At 43.2% G+C, this 18,126-nt stretch carries 16 protein-coding genes; 8 read left to right on the top strand and 8 right to left on the bottom strand.

Annotation, left to right across the window (positions count from 1 at the left end; translation table 11 throughout):
* Positions 1-332 precede the first annotated feature (332 nt).
* Positions 333-1,757: a membrane-bound lytic murein transglycosylase MltF gene (gene mltF, locus AC19MV_RS20210; RefSeq protein WP_498309760.1), complete on the top strand. Its 1,425-nt coding sequence runs from the start codon at positions 333-335 to the stop codon at positions 1,755-1,757.
* A 572-nt stretch (positions 1,758-2,329) separates the two neighbouring features.
* Positions 2,330-2,524 (top strand): hypothetical protein, encoded by a 195-nt coding sequence (locus AC19MV_RS20205; RefSeq protein ID WP_498309759.1) that lies wholly within the window; start codon positions 2,330-2,332, stop codon positions 2,522-2,524.
* A 24-nt stretch (positions 2,525-2,548) separates the two neighbouring features.
* On the opposite strand, the gene tadA is transcribed toward AC19MV_RS20205, so the two are convergent.
* The 3 genes from tadA to guaB form a co-directional block, all read right to left on the bottom strand.
* Positions 2,549-3,076, bottom strand: a complete 528-nt coding sequence (tadA, locus tag AC19MV_RS20200; RefSeq protein ID WP_498309776.1) for a tRNA adenosine(34) deaminase TadA — start codon at positions 3,074-3,076, stop codon at positions 2,549-2,551.
* 197 nt (positions 3,077-3,273) lie between these two features.
* Complete coding sequence (gene guaA / locus AC19MV_RS20195; protein WP_432398883.1) at positions 3,274-4,851, bottom strand: glutamine-hydrolyzing GMP synthase; 1,578 nt, start codon at positions 4,849-4,851, stop codon at positions 3,274-3,276.
* A 92-nt stretch (positions 4,852-4,943) separates the two neighbouring features.
* The gene (gene guaB, locus AC19MV_RS20190; RefSeq protein ID WP_188954458.1) at positions 4,944-6,410 is read right to left on the bottom strand and encodes an IMP dehydrogenase; all 1,467 of its coding nucleotides are present in this window, start codon (positions 6,408-6,410) and stop codon (positions 4,944-4,946) included.
* 118 nt (positions 6,411-6,528) lie between these two features.
* On the opposite strand from guaB, the gene xseA reads away from it, so the two are divergent.
* Both xseA and AC19MV_RS20180 read left to right on the top strand, forming a co-directional pair.
* A complete protein-coding gene (gene xseA / locus AC19MV_RS20185) occupies positions 6,529-7,869 on the top strand; it encodes an exodeoxyribonuclease VII large subunit (RefSeq protein ID WP_498309758.1) in 1,341 nt (446 codons plus the stop codon).
* Between the two features lie 48 nt (positions 7,870-7,917).
* Positions 7,918-8,631: a hypothetical protein gene (locus AC19MV_RS20180; protein ID WP_498309757.1), complete on the top strand. Its 714-nt coding sequence runs from the start codon at positions 7,918-7,920 to the stop codon at positions 8,629-8,631.
* A gap of 135 nt (positions 8,632-8,766) precedes the next feature.
* Here AC19MV_RS20180 and AC19MV_RS20175 read toward each other — a convergent pair whose 3' ends face one another.
* Positions 8,767-9,444: a YiaD family glycine zipper/OmpA-like lipoprotein gene (locus AC19MV_RS20175; protein ID WP_498309756.1), complete on the bottom strand. Its 678-nt coding sequence runs from the start codon at positions 9,442-9,444 to the stop codon at positions 8,767-8,769.
* A 179-nt stretch (positions 9,445-9,623) separates the two neighbouring features.
* Entirely contained in the window at positions 9,624-10,499 is an 876-nt protein-coding gene (locus tag AC19MV_RS20170; RefSeq protein ID WP_498309755.1) for a choice-of-anchor H family protein, read from the bottom strand.
* Positions 10,500-10,751: 252 nt separating this feature from the next.
* Here AC19MV_RS20170 and AC19MV_RS20165 point away from each other — a divergent pair, with 252 nt between their 5' ends.
* The 4 genes from AC19MV_RS20165 (at position 10,752) to AC19MV_RS20150 (ending at position 14,996) form a co-directional block, all read left to right on the top strand.
* Positions 10,752-11,093 (top strand): PepSY domain-containing protein, encoded by a 342-nt coding sequence (locus AC19MV_RS20165; RefSeq protein ID WP_498309754.1) that lies wholly within the window; start codon positions 10,752-10,754, stop codon positions 11,091-11,093.
* A gap of 3 nt (positions 11,094-11,096) precedes the next feature.
* On the top strand, positions 11,097-11,780 hold the full coding sequence (locus AC19MV_RS20160) for a response regulator transcription factor (protein WP_160053762.1): 684 nt from the start codon (positions 11,097-11,099) through the stop codon (positions 11,778-11,780).
* Positions 11,773-13,101 (top strand): ATP-binding protein, encoded by a 1,329-nt coding sequence (locus AC19MV_RS20155; protein ID WP_498309753.1) that lies wholly within the window; start codon positions 11,773-11,775, stop codon positions 13,099-13,101. The genes AC19MV_RS20160 and AC19MV_RS20155 overlap by 8 nt, the downstream gene beginning before the upstream one ends.
* A 395-nt stretch (positions 13,102-13,496) precedes the next feature.
* Complete coding sequence (locus AC19MV_RS20150; protein WP_498309752.1) at positions 13,497-14,996, top strand: DUF3300 domain-containing protein; 1,500 nt, start codon at positions 13,497-13,499, stop codon at positions 14,994-14,996.
* Positions 14,997-15,073: 77 nt separating this feature from the next.
* On the opposite strand, the gene AC19MV_RS20145 is transcribed toward AC19MV_RS20150, so the two are convergent.
* From AC19MV_RS20145 to AC19MV_RS20135, 3 genes are all read right to left on the bottom strand, one after another.
* Entirely contained in the window at positions 15,074-16,462 is a 1,389-nt protein-coding gene (locus AC19MV_RS20145) for an ATP-binding protein (protein ID WP_498309751.1), read from the bottom strand.
* A 70-nt stretch (positions 16,463-16,532) separates the two neighbouring features.
* A complete protein-coding gene (locus AC19MV_RS20140; protein WP_498309750.1) occupies positions 16,533-17,192 on the bottom strand; it encodes a response regulator in 660 nt (219 codons plus the stop codon).
* A 5-nt stretch (positions 17,193-17,197) separates the two neighbouring features.
* Positions 17,198-18,028, bottom strand: coding sequence for an FAD:protein FMN transferase (locus AC19MV_RS20135; protein WP_498309775.1), 831 nt, complete (start codon positions 18,026-18,028; stop codon positions 17,198-17,200).
* Positions 18,029-18,126: the final 98 nt, after the last annotated feature.

Raw genomic sequence — 18,126 nt, 5'->3', positions numbered from 1 at the left:
ATAATTTATATAGGAGGGTCAGAATTGGCGCTATTATAGGGAATTGCACCATACAAATCACCTTCAAGCACGGGTGAAAACAGTGTTTCCTGATAGGGAAAATATCCCATGATAATAATGCTAAAGTGAATAGCATGACGACTTTACATCTGAATGCAAAACAACCAAATTCTGCTGCTTATTTATACAAGTCTAGGCGTTTAGGAAAACACCTGATAAAGTATCGCAAAAAAAACGCTATCCCCCTGCATATTTAAAGGCTATTTACACTCGTTTTTCTCTTATTACTCTCGTGAATTTTACGAACAACTTAAGATAACCAGTTAATAAATATGATTAAAACCTTATTTGTCATTTTACTCTGCGCAATACTCAGCGCCTGTCAGCCAGTTGATATTCAACAGGTGGATATTGCTGCGCCAGCGCAAAAACGTACGGTCCTTAAGGTCGGTACGCTTTATGGACCACAGATATATCTCAATTCTGAGTTAGGTGAAACCGGCTTTGATTTTGAAATGGCTCAACGTTTTGCCGATTACCTAGCGGTTCCGTTAGAAATGATCCCTTTTACCGATCGTAAGGCACTGTTTAAAGCATTAAAAGATAATGATATCGATATTATTGCGGCAGGCATTGCCAAAACCCCCAATCGCAGTAAACAGTTTAAACTTGGCCCTACGCTATATAAAGTCAACCAGGTTCTGGTTTATAAAGAAGGCACGCCAGAACCTAAAGACATTGGCACCTTGTCTGGTGAAATTACCGTTATGGCGAACTCATCATCGGTAAATACTTTAACGCAATTACAAAAAGATCACCCTGAGTTAATGTGGAACCAGGTTAATGACAAAGATAACGAAGAGTTATTTGCATTGGTTGCCAAAGGTGAATTGAACTACACCATTTCAGACTCAAATAGCTTATTAATCAACCAACGTTTTTTACCCGAATTACGCGCGGGCATGATTTTGGAAGAAAAACTCGAAGTTGTTTGGTTATTACCGCCAAAAGACAGTGACCGTTTAATGAGTCAACTGCTGGCCTTTTGGCACAAAGAAAAACGTGCAGGTACTTTAGAGCACCTCAACGAAAAATATTTTGGCCATGTAAAACGCTTTGATTATGTTGATACTCGTGCATTTATCCGCGCGATTGACAATATTTTGCCCGAATATCGCAGCATGTTTGAAGAACATGCGGGTGAATTAGATTGGCGTAAACTGGCCGCAGCGAGCTACCAGGAATCACATTGGAACCCTACGGCTCGTTCGCGAACCGGTGTACGGGGAATGATGATGCTCACCCGCCCTACAGCAACCTATGTTGGTGTTGAAAACCGCTTGGATGCTGAACAAAGTATTCGTGGCGGCGCATTTTATTTAAAAGATATGATGGAACGTTTACCCGATACAATTTCTGAATCACAAAGAATTTGGTTTGCATTAGCAGCTTACAATATAGGGTTAGGTCATGTTGAAGATGCTCGCCGCTTAACCGAGTCGATGGGGAAAGATCCGAGTGCCTGGCGTGATGTTAAAAAGGTTTTACCCCTGTTACAGCAGTCAAAGTATTACAAACAAACTCGTTATGGTTATGCCAGAGGCAGTGAAGCGGTTCATTATGTTGACAGTATTCGCCGTTATTACGACACTTTAGTGTGGGTTGATAATCAAACCAAACAGATGGAAGTGATCGACGAAAGCGACAGCATGGAAGTGATTGCCGAAGAAGTACAAATTAATACCATTACGAATTAATAAGTGACCACTCAGAATGCATCCAGCGGTTTTTGATTAAGGCGTCGCTATGTAGTAATGGTGTTCCCTTTCAAATAGCGAGAACGCAAAGCAAAAGCCGCTGGGGCATTCCTTTCAGGCGAGTTTTAAAAGGGCTTACACTGCGTTGCATGACTTCGAAAGAGAACAACTATTCATTCAGTCATTCGCCTTGTTTAAGCCCTTTTAAATTCTCGCTGAGAGATCATTTACTAACGCGCAATGGTATAATACCAATGTGTCGGCTCAGCAGCCATAATGATACCAATTCCACTAATTATCTGGTCATTCAGCGGGAGTTCTGTGCCTTCTAGGCAAGTAATAGGATTGAAGACATAGTTGCTCTACGTCAAAATGCTATTAAGCAGCATAGAAGGCACAGAAACCCGCCTTGCAGGAGACACTCAGACTGTCCATTTCTTTGTTGCATTGTCTCAGAAGGGAATAACCATTATTTCAACAATGCGCCTCAAACTGAACAATCTGAGTGACTCTGATTGGTCACATAATTAATGGAATTGGTATGATTGCATTGTTAAGTGTGAAAAAATACTATGGCTTATCAACAGCGCTCACTTGCGGCGTTGTTAAGCGATTTAATTCAGCAACATGATTTAAAGGGTATCGGTATGAGAAGAAGAGCGATAAGCAACACCATGTCACGCCGTCGTGTCATGCTAAAAGTACATAAAAACCGCATTCAAAACCGTCAACGCGCACATTTTTTATTAGTTCAAACAGATAGTTAATCGACGATTAACTGCTCAAACAAATTAGTCTTCAATCTGTTGCTTTTTAGCTAATAGTTTGAGGGCTTTTTTTTCGGCTCGCCTGCGCTTAAAAAATGCACTTAACTGCTCTGCACACTCATCGGCTAACACCCCTGCACTCACGGCTAATTGATGATTAAACGCAGGATGTTGCAGTAAATCAATCACGCTACCCGCAGCACCGGTTTTTAAATCATCCGCGCCATAAACCACGCGCTTAATGCGTCCGTGGACCATTGCGCCCGCGCACATCGCGCAAGGTTCGAGTGTCACATACAAAGTCGTGTCTAACATTCGATAATTATTAAGCACCTTACCTGCCTGGCGAATACATTCCATTTCGGCGTGGGCGGTGGGGTCGTTATTGATAATGCTTAAATTAAACCCACTGGCAATCATGACATCATCTTTAACTAACACGGCCCCAACAGGCACTTCACCTTTTAACTCTGCTTGCTCAGCTAGCTGCATGGCCAAACGCATCCATTGGCGATCAATAATCTGTTGAGCTTCACTCACAGGTGTATCGATAACCTCTGGATTAGCATTCGCATGCGAAGCTGAACAGGAAGAGAGATTGGGATCAAGTTGAGTGGCACACTCTGCCTTGGGAATATTTGTCACGCGATTAGCCTAAGTCATGGGATCTACTCGACTATTCTAACAAATAAAAAAGACGCCGCAGCGTCTTTTTTGTTTAACCTCTACACAAGATTAACCCCGTTGGGTTATTCCCATTCGATAGTCGCAGGTGGCTTACCTGAAATATCGTAAACCACACGAGATATACCATCAACTTCATTGATAATGCGGTTTGAAACGCGACCTAAGAAATCGTATGGCAAATGAGCCCAATGTGCAGTCATAAAGTCGATAGTTTCTACTGCTCGTAGCGACACAACCCAATCATATTTACGACCATCACCCATTACACCAACCGAGCGTACCGGTAAAAAAACCGTAAATGCCTGGCTGACTTTATTGTATAAATCGGCTTTATGCAGCTCTTCAATGAAAATAGCATCAGCACGGCGTAACAGGTCGCAGTACTCTTTTTTCACTTCGCCAAGTACACGCACGCCAAGGCCAGGCCCTGGGAACGGGTGACGATAAAGCATGTTATAAGGCAGACCTAGTTCTAAACCAATCTTACGGACTTCGTCTTTAAATAATTCACGTAGTGGTTCAACTAAGCCCATTTTCATATCAGCAGGTAAACCGCCAACATTATGGTGCGACTTAATAACATGTGCCTTACCTGTGGCGCTACCAGCAGATTCAATAACGTCTGGATAAATAGTTCCTTGAGCTAGCCATTTCGCATTTGCACATTTTTTAGATTCTTCGTCGAAGATTTCAACAAAGACACGACCAATGATTTTGCGCTTAGCTTCAGGCTCAGCTTCGCCAGCCATCGCATCTAAGAAACGGTTTTCAGCATCGACATGAACAATATTGAGTCCAAAGTGATCGCCAAACATTTCGAGTACTTGCTCTGCTTCGTTTAAACGCAGCAAGCCGTTATCCACAAAGACACATGTTAACTTGTCGCCAATGGCGCGGTGCAATAGCATCGCCACTACCGATGAATCAACACCGCCAGACAGACCCAGAATGACTTCGTCATCACCAATTTGTTGCTTTAAACGCTCAATCGCATCTTCAATAATTGATGACGGTTTCCAGTTTGCTTCACATTCACAAATGTCTAACGCAAAATGCTCAAGCATACGCTGACCTTGGCGAGTGTGCGTCACTTCTGGGTGAAATTGCACACCGTAAAAGCGCTTTTCTTCGTTGACCATAGCGGCAAACGGACAGGTGGCCGTTTTAGCAACGGTCACAAAGCCTTCTGGGATCACAGATACCTTGTCACCGTGGCTCATCCATACATCAAGCAATGGCTTGCCATCTGCACTTACGGCATCTTCAATGCTTTTAAACAATGCTGACGTGGTTTGAAGTTCGATTTGAGCATAGCCAAACTCGCCTTCGCCAACGCCTTGAATCACTTTACCGCCAAGTTGTTCTGACATGGTTTGCATGCCATAACAAATGCCTAACACTGGTACGCCAGCATTAAATACGTATTCAGGTGCACGTGGTGAATTGTCTGCGGTTACGCTTTCAGGACCGCCGGCTAAAATAATGCCGTTCGGTGCAAATTCACGAATTTGAGCTTCGCTCACATCCCAAGCCCATAACTCACAATACACGCCAATTTCACGAATACGACGGGCAATAAGTTGAGTGTACTGAGAACCAAAATCGAGGATCAAAATCTTATGATCATGAATATTAATCATGGGTAACCTTTACAAATTGATTAAATGCCATGGCCAATACAGTGGCCATAATGCGTGTAACAAAAGGGCGACAAATGTCGCCCTTGCCGTAATTATGAACGATAGTTTGGTGCTTCTTTGGTAATGGTCACGTCATGTACGTGTGACTCACCCATTCCAGCTGAAGTAACTCTTACAAATTGTGCTTTTTCATTTAAATCTTTAATGGTGGCACAACCTGTTAAGCCCATGCATGAGCGTAAACCGCCCATGTGCTGGTGAATAATTTCTTTTAACTTACCTTTGTAAGGTACGCGGCCTTCAACGCCTTCAGGCACTAATTTGTCTGCGGCGTTGTCACTTTGGAAATAACGATCTGATGAACCTTGAGTTTGGCCCATTGCGCCAAGAGAGCCCATACCACGGTATGACTTATACGCACGGCCTTGATAAAGCTCAGTCTCACCAGGTGCTTCTTCAGTACCGGCAAACATTGAACCCGCCATAATGCATGATGCACCTGCGGCTAATGCTTTAGCTAAGTCACCAGAAAAACGAATACCACCATCGGCAATCACAGGGATGCCTAACGCTAATACCGCTTCAGCAGCATCAGACACGGCTGTAATTTGAGGTACACCTACGCCAGTAACAATACGAGTAGTACAGATTGAGCCTGGGCCGATCCCTACTTTAACCGCGTTAACACCGGCTTCAACTAACGCTAGCGCGCCAGAAGCCGTAGCAACGTTACCGCCAACAATTTGTAAATCTGGGTATTTAGCGCGGGTGTCACGAATGCGTTGTAATACGCCTTCTGAGTGACCATGTGATGAGTCGATCAACAGTACGTCAACACCGGCTTTAACAAGGGCGTCAACACGCTCTTCGTTACCAGGACCAGCACCAACTGCGGCACCAACACGTAAACGACCTAACTCGTCTTTACAGGCGTTTGGCTTGCGCTCAGCTTTTTCGAAATCTTTTACAGTGACAAGGCCTTTAAGTTTAAAATTATTGTCAACCACAAGGACTTTTTCAATACGATGAGAATGCATTAACTTTTGCACTTCATCTAACTTGGTGCCTTCGGTTACTGTCACAAGGCGATCTTTTGGCGTCATCATGTCGGCAACGGTTTTGCTCCAGTCGGTAACAAAACGTACGTCGCGGCCTGTAATAATACCCACAAGTTCGTGTGCATCATTCACCACAGGGTAACCAGCAAAACCATTTCGCTCAGTTAATTCACGTAGGTCAGTTAAACTTGTCGCGGGAGTGACGGTAACAGGGTCTTGAACAATCCCTGCTTCATAGCTTTTAACTTTGCGGACTTCTTCGGCTTGTTGCTCAATACTCATGTTTTTATGAATAAAACCTAAACCGCCTTCTTGCGCCATTGCAATTGCAAGACGAGACTCGGTTACTGTATCCATAGCAGCAGACACCAGTGGAATATTCAGTTCGATTTTAGTCGTTAAACGGGTTTTGAGAACAGCGGTATTAGGGAGTACGGTCGAGTGGGCAGGAACCAACAACACATCATCAAAGGTTAGTGCATCTTTCAGTAAACGTAGCATGGCAACATCTCCCTAGTAAGTAGGATTTGAGGTGAAATATTGCGGCGAGATTATACCTTGCATATTGCAGTTGGTAAATGGAAAATAGATTTTTATTACCGTTAGAATGAGAACATTCATGAGTGCCACAAAAAACAATGTTTACACCGTTTCGCAATTAAACGGCGAAGTGAGGCATATTCTTGAAGGTCAAATAGGTAAAATCTGGTTAAATGGTGAAATTTCAAACTTTTCCTCGCCAAGTTCTGGCCATTGGTATCTCACTTTAAAAGACAGCCAATCACAAATTCGCTGTGCGATGTTTAAAGGCCGTAATCAATCGGTACGCTTTAAACCTGTCAATGGTCAACAAGTCTTAGTTAAAGGCGCTATCAGCGTTTACGAGCCTCGTGGCGACTATCAATTGCTACTCGAGTCAATGTTACCTGCTGGCGACGGCTTGTTAGCACAAGAATTTGAAGCATTAAAGCTTAAATTAGCTGCAGAAGGTTTATTTGCCACAGAAACAAAGCGCCCTATTCCAAGCAATATTCAACGCATTGGCGTGATTACCTCTGCCACTGGCGCAGCGCTTCGAGACATATTGCACGTATTAGCCAGACGCGACCCATCTATCGAAGTGATAGTTTACCCAACCCAAGTGCAAGGTGCAGCCGCGAGCCAATTAATTTGCCAAGCCATTGCTACGGCAAATCAACGTCTTGAAGTGGATGTATTACTATTGACTCGTGGCGGCGGCTCGTTAGAAGATTTATGGTGTTTTAACAGTGAACACCTAGCTCATGCTATTTATAACAGTGCCCTGCCGGTAATTAGTGCTGTCGGCCATGAAATAGACACCACTATAAGCGATTATGTTGCCGATGTGCGCGCACCAACACCTTCTGCTGGCGCCGAGCTATTGTCTAAAGACAAAGGTAACAAAGCTGAAAAGCTGATATTACTGTTAGCCCGATTACAACAAAGCATGAAGCATTATCAGTTGCAGCAAAATGGTCGCTTAACCCAATTAACCCACCAGCTTCAGCGCCATGAGCCGCAGCGAAAACTGCAACAATTTGAACAGCGTTTTGATGAAATGCAGATGCGCTTAGAGCATGCCTTACAACACAAACTCAGCCGTTTAACGTTGCGCCACCAGCAACTGAACAATCGCTTACAACAGCGATCGCCAGTCAATACCTTAACGCTTGAAACACAACGCTTGCAGTACCTCACGGAGCGATTTAACGACGCCAGCACCGACTACTTTAAGCAGGCCTCATTGCGCGTAGCTCAAGCAGCCCATAAGCTTGATACTGTTAGCCCACTGGCCACATTGAGCCGAGGCTATTCAATCACTAGCGCGAATAAAAAGGTTGTCGAAAATGCCGAACTATTGAATAAAGGTGATGTGATTCATACTCGATTAAAACAAGGAAGTGTCACTTCGACTGTGACCAAAATATCGTTAAAATAATCCGCTATATAATGCCAAGGAAAATATGCATTCGCTAAAGGAACTAGCTTGAAGAAAATTAATTACCGTAAATACAAAAATGCTGAACTGTTACATGCTCGATATCGGATTAATCAGCAAGTATTTCCTGGAAGATATCAGCAATTATGTGATGAAATAGCTCGCCGCAAACAAAATGGCCAACTCAAAGTTGAAAAAAGTAGCGTGATCGATCATGTCGGCTTCTGGGATCATCGGGAGCTGATTATCGAGTTTACTCAAACCCACAAAATATTGCGCATCACTTTTCTGGTGCTGTATGTATTATCCAATATCATTGCGTTTACGTTTATTGCATCAAAGTATTGGGTAACCGACTTCAGTAAACTTCATCAATACACTGCTGTGCTCGATCAAGCAACATGTCGTAAAGATACAGTGGAAGATGAGGAGACAGGTAAAATTGATGAGTATTATGATGTCGTGGTTTCAATTTATCCTGAAATATTTTTAGCCCCAAACTTACCCGCCTCAACATGCAATAAGATTGCCGCAACATTAACGCCTGGCTCACAAATATCGATTTGGCATCAAGATGGACTTATTCATCAGCTGGTATTAGATCAAAGCACATTACTCAGTTATCGAGACATGAAATCAAAAATACGGGATTTCAATAGCCGTGGGTATTTATTCTTTTTATTCAGCTTATTTGGGATAGCTTTGATTTTCTTTAAATCGCTTTATAATGCGGTTTACCCTGGGACATATAAGAAGTATTAGCTTCAATATTTTCATTTGTTTCAGAAACTTAAACTTTAACTGCGATAATATAGATAGCAAAAAAGCCATCTTTCGATGGCTTTCATTTAAGTCGTAAATTAACTTACTCATTCGTTACTCAACGATGTGAGGCTGTTACTTACCAATCGGTGTTAATACAATTTCAACACGACGATTTTGCGCACGGCCTTCGGCAGTATTATTGCTCGCAATAGGACTTGCTTCGCCCATACCGGTTGATGACACGCGTGAACCATTTACGTTTTGGCTCGTGATGTATTGAGCCACTTCACTGGCTCGCACTTGCGATAAACGTAAGTTGTAAGAGTCTGAGCCTGAGCTGTCGGTATAACCAATCACGTTTAAGCGCGTGTCGTCATATTCTTTTGCCACTAGCACTACGCTGTTTAAAACTGACTTAGCGCGTTCACTTAACACCGTTTGATCAACGGCAAATGTCACTTCGTTTGGCATGTTAAGGATAATATTATCACCACTACGAGTCACGCTGACGCCAGTAGACTGTAACTGCTTACGCAATTTCGCTTCTTGTACGTCCATGTAATAACCAATACCACCGCCTACCGCAGCACCCGATGCAGCACCAATCAGTGCACCTTTACCGCGATCTTTTTTGCTTGCAGAGGCCACACCAATGGCAGCGCCGCCAATAGCACCAATAATTGCGCCATTCGTTGCTTTAGCATTTTCAGACTCGCCAGTGTAAGGGTTAGGTAATTGACAACCTGACAGCAACAATGCTGTACCCACTAAAGAACTGCATAACAACGATGTGTTTAACTTAACTAACATACTCTCTCCTAAAGACCTTGCCCGGGGAAAAGATGAGATAAAAGGTTATCCCAAGCAAAGGTTGACAACTCATTTTTGATAATAATAAAAATTCTTGATGAAAACGAAAAATTGATGAAAACGAAAAATGGCGACATCATAAAAATGCAAGTTTACCTGATGCACAACCAATCATTACGTTATTTTTTGTTCATAAAACTGCGACGGAACCATGCAAAAACGCCGAGCAAGCTAAAACTTAACCATGACAATGCGCCAGCATGAACCTCTTCGATATAGACCTCTTCAACATACACCGCATCTCGGTCGCTACTTTCAAGTGGCAGGGCATACAATGCATCCACATCATCACTGCTAATTGTGGCAACAGGATCGGCATAACCGAGCTCATAAAGATCGATTAACACGTCATAATGATCGGTTTGATAACCGTTCGCTAACGTCGTTAGCACTTCGTAATCGTCAAAGCTTGAATCTGCATTAAGCGTAAATACGTCAGTTGAGTAATAATGGATCCACGGACCACCATTTTGACTTAAATATAATTCTGCAAATACATCAGCTTGCACATCACCACCACTGCTGTTGATATCGGCATCAAAGGTCACGCTAAAGGTCTGATAAAACCCGTCGTAATCGTAATCTTCAAATAATCTCGACTGGGCGTCATAGAAAGAAAAATCATAATAAATCACCTGGTTTTGCTGAGCCAAGGCACGTTGCTGCTGGCTGGCTTGGGTCGCTGCGGCTTTTTGATGTACCGCCATACGTTGTTCACGTGTGACTTTGGGGCTGGTTTGCGCACTGCCCGTTAATAAGCTTGCTTGTTGATGCAACTGCGCCACTCGTGTTTCGGCATTATTGTCAGAAGTGGCCGGCGTCTCTAATTGTCTTGCCTGACTTATTGCACCGCTCACTTGACTGATACTTTTTTCAGCACTGTATACAGTGGCAGAACTTAACCCTAAGGCACATGCAACACATAAGCTTAATCCTAATTTGACGGTATTAAACGATGATGTAGTGTTGATTATGTTATTTGAATGCTGGTTCATGGTGATTCCTCACAACCTTAAATGTTGCGGTCATTAAAACCCACTCAAAATGAACACAAGCTGAACATTACCAAACGGTTAATCAAACCAAGATTATCAATCTGTCATTCAGTTAGTGTTCATCTGCATATCGGTATACTTGCCCAACAACACGTATTAACATCAACTGCTAGCGCAATTTTTTAAGTAGATGTTTCTATATAGAAAAGGATCTTTTACACTAAGAACAATGAGGTAAATAGGATTAACACTATGCAGCGTATGTTCAAGCTCAAAGCCACTCTTTTAGGCTTAATGTTAGTGATTTCATCACCCAGCTTTGCTGGCGCTTCGCTTGTTTTATCATTAAATTCAGCAACTCCATTCGCGCTTGTGCCTGGCCCTAAAGATAATCGCCAAGGCAATAACCTTGTGGTCAACAGTGCACAGCAAGCCATACAAATTGCTAAGCGCAGCTATTCAGGCAAGGTGTTAAAAGTACAATCTAGCAGTGTAAATGGTCATCCTGGTTATCGCGTGAAACTCCTCACCAACGATGGCGTCATATTTTATGTGTCTGTCGACGCCACTAATGGTTCAGTATCAAGGAACTAACTCATGAGATTATTACTGGTCGAAGATGACTTAGCCCTGCAAGCAAATATTAAGCAATACCTTATTGAGGCTCAATACACGGTCGATGTCGCCTCAGATGGCGAAGAAGGATTATTCCAGGCCCAGGAATACCAGTACGATGTGGCGATTATTGATGTCGGGTTACCCAAACTCGATGGACTGTCGCTCATTAGCCAATTGCGCGAGCAAAATATCAGTTACCCCATTATCATTTTAACCGCCCGTGATAGCTGGCAAGACAAAGTGATTGGCCTTGATGCCGGTGCGGATGACTATTTAAGTAAGCCGTTTCAACTTGAAGAGTTAGTCGCAAGAATTAATGCTTTGATCCGCCGCTCAGCCGGTAAAGCCAGCCCAGTCATTCAAAATGGGCCTTTTAGTATTAATACTCGCAGCCTTGAAATTAAAATGCATCAGCAGGTGGTTAATTTAAGCGGTTCAGAATACAAGTTATTTGAATACCTTATGCTGCATCCCGGGTCGGTACATTCTAAAAGCAGTTTGATTGAACATATTTACGATCAAGATTTTGATCTCGACTCTAACGTTATTGAAGTGTTTATTCGTCGCTTGCGTAAAAAGCTCGACCCAGACAATCAATACCAGCTCATCGAAACACTGCGCGGCCAGGGTTATCGTTTACGCCAATTAGGGCAACATGAATAAGTTATTAGGCTCGCTTAAAGTCCGCATTGTGGTCAGTGCATTACTGCTTATTTTAGTATTGCTGCCCATTATTGGCATTACCGTTAACAACGCCTTTGAAACCCAAATTAATGTGGCGGCAAAAAACCAGTTAAAAGCCTATGTTTATTCCGTATTAGCCATGGCCGAAGTGGAAAATGATGAATTACTTATGCCTGAGCACCTGCTCGAAAACCAATTCAATGTCATTGGCTCTGGGCTATATGCACTGATCACCACCAAAGACAATCAATTACTGTGGACCTCAAATTCGTTTTTAGGCTTAAACACCCCCATAAACTTACCAAAGCCTGCAACGGGTCGAAACAGTTACGCCAGCATTCTCATTAACGATAAACCGCAATTGATCTACAGTTTCAGTGTCAGCTTTGCCACCAGCGAACAGCCTTTTACCATGACGCTGCACATCATTAAAAACCAGCAAGAATACCAACAACAAATTAGCCAATTTTCAAAAACATTGTGGACCTGGTTATTGATATTAATGGCGCTGTTATTTAGCGTGCAATTAAGTTGGTTATTATGGACCCTCAAACCCTTAGGCCAATTCAGTCAAGAACTCAGTGCAGTAGAACAAGGTAAGTCGATGCAGCTGAGCACCCAATATCCCATTGAACTGCAAAAAGTAGCAAAACAGCTTAATACCTTATTGCAAACAGAACAAAATCAGCGAAAACGTTACCGTAACGCCCTGGCCGATTTAGCCCACAGTTTAAAAACGCCTCTCGCCGTAATGCAAACTCAGGCGAATTTAAATGACGCTTCGCTAGAGCAAATTAATCGTATTAATCAAATTGTGGCGTATCAGTTAAAGCGAGCGCAAAGTGCAGCAGGAACTGGCTGGCATCTTGGGGTGAATGTTGATGATATTGCCACTCGTTTGGTGCGTACCTTGGGGAAAATCTATCAACATCAAACCTTGACCATTGATTATCAAGGTGATGCTGAAGCTCGCTTTAAAGGTGATGAGTCTGACTTAACTGAAATGCTCGGAAACGTATTAGACAATGCCTGCAAAGCAGCCAATAGCCATGTGTTATTGAGCGTTAAGCAATTAGCCAATAGCTTACTGATAAGCATTGAAGATGATGGTGCTGGAGTGCCTAAAGACAAGCAACAGCAAATATTTGAACGTGGTATGCGCGCCGACACTTACGAACAAGGCCATGGTATCGGCCTCGCCATTGTGCGCGACTTAGTTGACAGCTACCACGGCACATTAACGGTAGCTGAGTCGACGTCTTTAGGCGGTGCCAAATTTGAGTTCGAATTTACCCATTAATAAAGTGCTGCAGCCTAGATAAAAATCATCGCCCTTTTTTATACCCAAACAACCTGAAGATGCTCGATTTCAGCAAGAATTTACACGCGTTTAGGCAAGGCATTGATTGCGGGTAATGGTTGTTCCCTTTCCAAAATCAATAACGCAGCATAAACGCGTGTAAAACTTGCCCTTTGGGAGTTTCACCGTGTTTCCCTGATTATTAAATCAAGAGCGTTGTTGCGCTAATTTATAAGGTACCTACATTAACGCGCCTAGTATTGAAAACACGGTGAAGCTCTGAAACACGTATCTTCAAGTTGTTTGGGTATATACCCTTTAGTTCACTTTCAGCTTATGTTCATCTTCAGCTCGCTATGATGAACATAACAGTCATCAATGACACTGGAGATAACATGAAAAAAGCCATTCAAACACCCGCTAAAGCGCTACTGGCGTTAGCTTTGGTTTGTATGCCATTAGCGAGTGTGCAAGCCGCGCAGCCAACTGAATCATATTCATACAATGCAGCTGATGATGTGGTGAGTGACGCTGAACTTGCGCAAATGCTCGCGCCTATTGCGCTATATCCAGACAGTTTACTAACCCATATTTTGATTGCCTCAACCTACCCGCTTGAGATTGTGCAAGCTAAGCGCTGGTTAGCCAATCAAGGTAATCGCGACACCAATCAAATTATGGCAGAAGTCGAGTCTCAAGATTGGGACCCAAGCGTTAAAGCATTAGTGGCTTTTCCTAATGTACTCGAGCGTTTAAATAATGATTTGGTTTGGACGCAAAACCTTGGCGATGCCTTTTTGCAAGACGAAGGCCGAATGCTCGATACCATTCAGGCATTGAGACAGCAAGCTGACGAAGCCAATAACCTGGCAGATCTTGAACAGGTAAAGGTATCGCGTGTTGAACGCCGCATTATTATTGAGTCTGTGCGTCCTGAAATTGTCTATGTACCGTATTACGACAGCCGTATTGTGTATGGCAATTGGCGCTGGAACCGTTACCCACCGGTATATTGGCATGCGCCAGCCTATGTCAACTATCGCCCTAACCATCATGCTATTTTTTGGGACAGCGGTGTACGCATTAGCTTTAACTTTTTCTTCAGTGGTTTTCACTGGCATGACCGCCGTGTAATAGCCGTACCTGTACATAAAAACTACCGCTACTACACACCACGTAAAATAAGCTACAGCCATGGTGCACAACATTGGCAGCACAAACCTAAGCACCGTAAAGGTGTGGCTTATCGCAGTCAGGTGATCAGCAAACGCTATAACGGTCACTATGAAAAACGAAATAAGCCAGTGAGTTACTCGCACGAGCCAAAGCGTCAACTCGCTAATGAGCCGCGCCGTGTTACGTCGCGAAATGATTCAATTAAGGTGAGCGAGCAACGTAAGCACATTAACCAAAGTAATAAACAAGACAAACGTAATGAGCACACTCGCGTGAAAAATGTGAGCCGTAATGAAGCTGCTGAACATAGAAGTACGCAGCTAAAACGTGAACTTAGCCAGCAACGTCAACCTACATCGCAGGTAAAATCGTTTGAACGTAAAAGTGAGCCAATGAAATCAACTTACAGCCGCGACAGAGAACCGGTGAGCCGCCAACGTGACGTAGTCAATATCAAGGCGAGAAATGAAGTTAAACCCGTGGCTAATGCTATTAATCAACCACGTGCTCAGCAAGTACAACAAGCACAGCATAATATCCGAGTAGAAAAGGTTCGTGAACCACAAGCTAAACCGATGCGCAGCCAACAACAAGAGGTCAAGACGCAGCGCCGAAGTGAGCCACAACAAGCGTCGCGAGCAATGAGTCAACAACGTGACAACTCAGCACGCCAATCGAGTCATTCACGAGACATTAAACCATCACGAGAAAGACGGTAATAAAACGAAAAAGATGAGTTGCTATAGGCCGCTCATCTTTTTTGTATTCAATGTTTCAATGACATTCAAAATTTAGGCTACACGATAATACTGACCTTGAGCCCGTGTGGCTCAACTTGAGTAAAATGTAACTCGCCGTGATGTAAACTAATAATATGCTGGCAAATGGATAAGCCAAGCCCTGCGCCTTGCGAGGTATTTTCATCCACGCGATAAAAGCGGTTTTTCGCTAAGCTGATTTCATCACTAGACATGCCACGTCCTTGATCGATTACCTCTATCAACGTTTGCACACCATGCGGAGTCGCTCGAATCGTAATTAGCGACTCTACTGGGCTGTATTTACAAGCGTTCTCAATAATATTTTTTAATACTAATTCAAGATAAAATGGGTCTGCGTTAATGGTCATTCCGGCGGGAATATCAATATGCCATTCATAATCAGCTATGACATGTAATAACTGATTGACCACATTATCAATACTATTTTGCAGTTTACAGTCTGAGCGATTTAGCGCCTCAATGGCATCAACCCGCGATAACAGCAGCAACTGCTCAACCGTATGATTTATCCTATTCACCCCTTCACCAATGGCATCAATGTAAGGCAATGTCATTTGCTGAACGTTTTGATGCTGAGCTGACAACACATCATTTAAGCCATCGCTGTGTAACTTAATAATCGCTAATGGGGTTTTAAGCTCGTGAGCGGCATCGGCACTAAATCGACGTTCACGCACTATGGTATCGGCAATACGCAACAAATAACTGTTAAGCGCTTTTTGCACAGACGCTAACTCCGTTGGTAAGGTGAAGTTAATTGGCGTGAGATCTTGAGCGGGACGCTTATCTAAATGACGCTCTAATAACTTAAGCGGTTTAAACAGAAAATAAATAAACAACAACATAAAAAACATCATAATGGGAGTGATAATCAATGGGGTTCGCCAGGTATTACTCACAATTAACGACACTAACTCCTGGCGCACATCATGCCGTTGTGCCGTAACAATCCACACTTGATGAGCCGCTGAAAAATAACTGTACACATGCCATAAATTGCCATTGATGCTGCGCGTATCATAACCTTGAGTGAACTGGGTTAACGTTTGCTCACCAGAACTGTCTGAATAGGCAAGTAATTGCCCGGTAGTCGACAAGAGTTGAAAAGACAGTTTGTGTTCATAAGATAGGGATATCGGGTTGGCTTGTTCGGCAAAGGTTTCGATATTGGAATCATCAACATGAAATAATATAGGTCGTTTTACCAACTGGGCAAGCTGTTTTTCCGTGAGTTGATTAACATAAAACTGCTCAAGCATTTTTGCCGTTTGCACCATTTGCGCATCAAATAGCTCTTCAACTTCATGCATGGCATCGCGAGAACTTAATACACTCGAAAACGTGACTGTAAGTACAATGCCGAGCAACATCAACACGCTAAATAATAATCGTAATGAGAACATAACATCCTTTAAAAATAGTCACGAAGGTTGACTAATCACTTATGCACAATCGATAGTCGATAGCACCACCCTACAGCGTCTCAGTCAAGATATAGCCGATGCCCCGTACCGTTTTAATTAATTCAGTGGCCATTTTTTTACGTAAATGATGTATGTGCACCTCAATCGAATTACTGCCGACCTCGTCCCAACCATAAGTTAATTGTTCGAGTTGACTGCGGGTTAATACCCGTCCTGCTGATTGAGCAAACTCCAGTATTAACTGATACTCACGGCGTGACAATGACACTAATTCACCTCGAAAATGCACTTCACAACGAGTAAAATCTATGTCGAGTGCGCCGTAGCTAAATTGGTTATTGTCTAAACCATGTTGGCGTCGAATAATGGCTCGTAGCCGTGCAATTAATTCTCTAACATCAAAAGGTTTACTGAGGTAATCATCTGCACCTATATCTAAACAAGCCAAGCGAGTATCAAAGTCAGTATTCGCTGTGAGCACGATAATCGGTAAAGACACACCACTTCGGCGCCATTGTTTTAACAACTCGGCACCGTCGCCATCGGGTAAGCCTAAATCAAGAATAATCGCGCTAAAATCTTCGTTGTTGAGTGCCACTTGCGCCTGCTTAAACGATGATAAATGATCAACTTGAATGCCTTCCTTAGCCAAACTCATTACCACGCCTTGGGCGAGTAATTTATTATCTTCAATCAGTAATACACGCATATTTTTTACCCTCGAAATACCTTAAAGTCGACACCTTGTTGCTGTAAAAAGGCTTCAGCCTCTGATCCTTTTAACATCGCCATGGTGGCTAACATTCCCGCCATCACACAATTAGGTGCAAGCACGGTGACAGACAAAGGCGCCTGCTCAATAGGATAACCCGTTGTGGGATTAATAATGTGGCCATAACGTTTTCCATCCACCTCAATATAACGGCGAGTCGTACCGCTGGTGGCTAGCGCACCTTGACGAATGGTTAAGAGTGCTGCGGCATTATCTAATTTTTGCGGGTTTTCAATTCCCACCTGCCAGCCATCGCTTTTGGTGATCGGACAGGCAATATCACCGCCAAAATTAACCAGCACTGAATGATGAGGCCAGCGCTGCGCAATCATTTGAGCCGCTTTGTCTACCGCATACTCTTTACCGATACCACCAAAATCGATACTCATCCCGACAGGAATATGAATATGGGTTTGCGTGATAGTGATATTGTTTAAGCCGACATGTTGTAAGGTTTGCTTAATATCATGTTGATGAGGGATTTCTTGCTGGCCATCAAAACGCCACAACACCATAAGTGGGCATGCACTGATATCAAATGCACCGTCACTCAATTGATAACATTGCTGGGCAAAATGCAATAAATGCAAGGTCTCAGCATCAACGGGGATCGCTGTACCGTGAGCATGATTTATCTGCCAAATGAGATTGTCTTCAATAAAACGGCTGAACTTTTGCTCAATCCGTTTAGCTTCCTGGTAAGCCATCTGTAGCATTTGCATGGCTACGCGCTCATCATTAACGGCCATCAGCACTTCACAAGGACTTGCCATTGCCTTAAATGAGCCTAAAAAACCCCATTTACGCGGCTGTAAGCTGATGTCACTGACTGTGTTAGTTTCAGAACGTGATAAATTGGCTGGCATAGCAC

The organism is Shewanella sp. MF05913 (assembly GCF_059758095.1).
Note: the sequence above shows the minus strand (reverse complement) of the source record. Positions and strands in the feature narration are given on the sequence as shown.

Coding starts and splice junctions, on each gene's coding strand:
- guaA (WP_432398883.1), bottom strand. CDS start 4,851: ATGATTAATATTCATGATCATAAGATTTTGATCCTCGATTTTGGTTCT.
- xseA (WP_498309758.1), top strand. CDS start 6,529: ATGAGTGCCACAAAAAACAATGTTTACACCGTTTCGCAATTAAACGGC.
- AC19MV_RS20165 (WP_498309754.1), top strand. CDS start 10,752: ATGCAGCGTATGTTCAAGCTCAAAGCCACTCTTTTAGGCTTAATGTTA.
- AC19MV_RS20135 (WP_498309775.1), bottom strand. CDS start 18,028: ATGGCAAGTCCTTGTGAAGTGCTGATGGCCGTTAATGATGAGCGCGTA.
- AC19MV_RS20160 (WP_160053762.1), top strand. CDS start 11,097: ATGAGATTATTACTGGTCGAAGATGACTTAGCCCTGCAAGCAAATATT.
- guaB (WP_188954458.1), bottom strand. CDS start 6,410: ATGCTACGTTTACTGAAAGATGCACTAACCTTTGATGATGTGTTGTTG.
- AC19MV_RS20140 (WP_498309750.1), bottom strand. CDS start 17,192: ATGCGTGTATTACTGATTGAAGATAATAAATTACTCGCCCAAGGCGTG.
- AC19MV_RS20175 (WP_498309756.1), bottom strand. CDS start 9,444: ATGTTAGTTAAGTTAAACACATCGTTGTTATGCAGTTCTTTAGTGGGT.
- mltF (WP_498309760.1), top strand. CDS start 333: ATGATTAAAACCTTATTTGTCATTTTACTCTGCGCAATACTCAGCGCC.
- AC19MV_RS20155 (WP_498309753.1), top strand. CDS start 11,773: ATGAATAAGTTATTAGGCTCGCTTAAAGTCCGCATTGTGGTCAGTGCA.
- AC19MV_RS20205 (WP_498309759.1), top strand. CDS start 2,330: ATGGCTTATCAACAGCGCTCACTTGCGGCGTTGTTAAGCGATTTAATT.
- AC19MV_RS20170 (WP_498309755.1), bottom strand. CDS start 10,499: ATGAACCAGCATTCAAATAACATAATCAACACTACATCATCGTTTAAT.
- AC19MV_RS20145 (WP_498309751.1), bottom strand. CDS start 16,462: ATGTTCTCATTACGATTATTATTTAGCGTGTTGATGTTGCTCGGCATT.
- AC19MV_RS20150 (WP_498309752.1), top strand. CDS start 13,497: ATGAAAAAAGCCATTCAAACACCCGCTAAAGCGCTACTGGCGTTAGCT.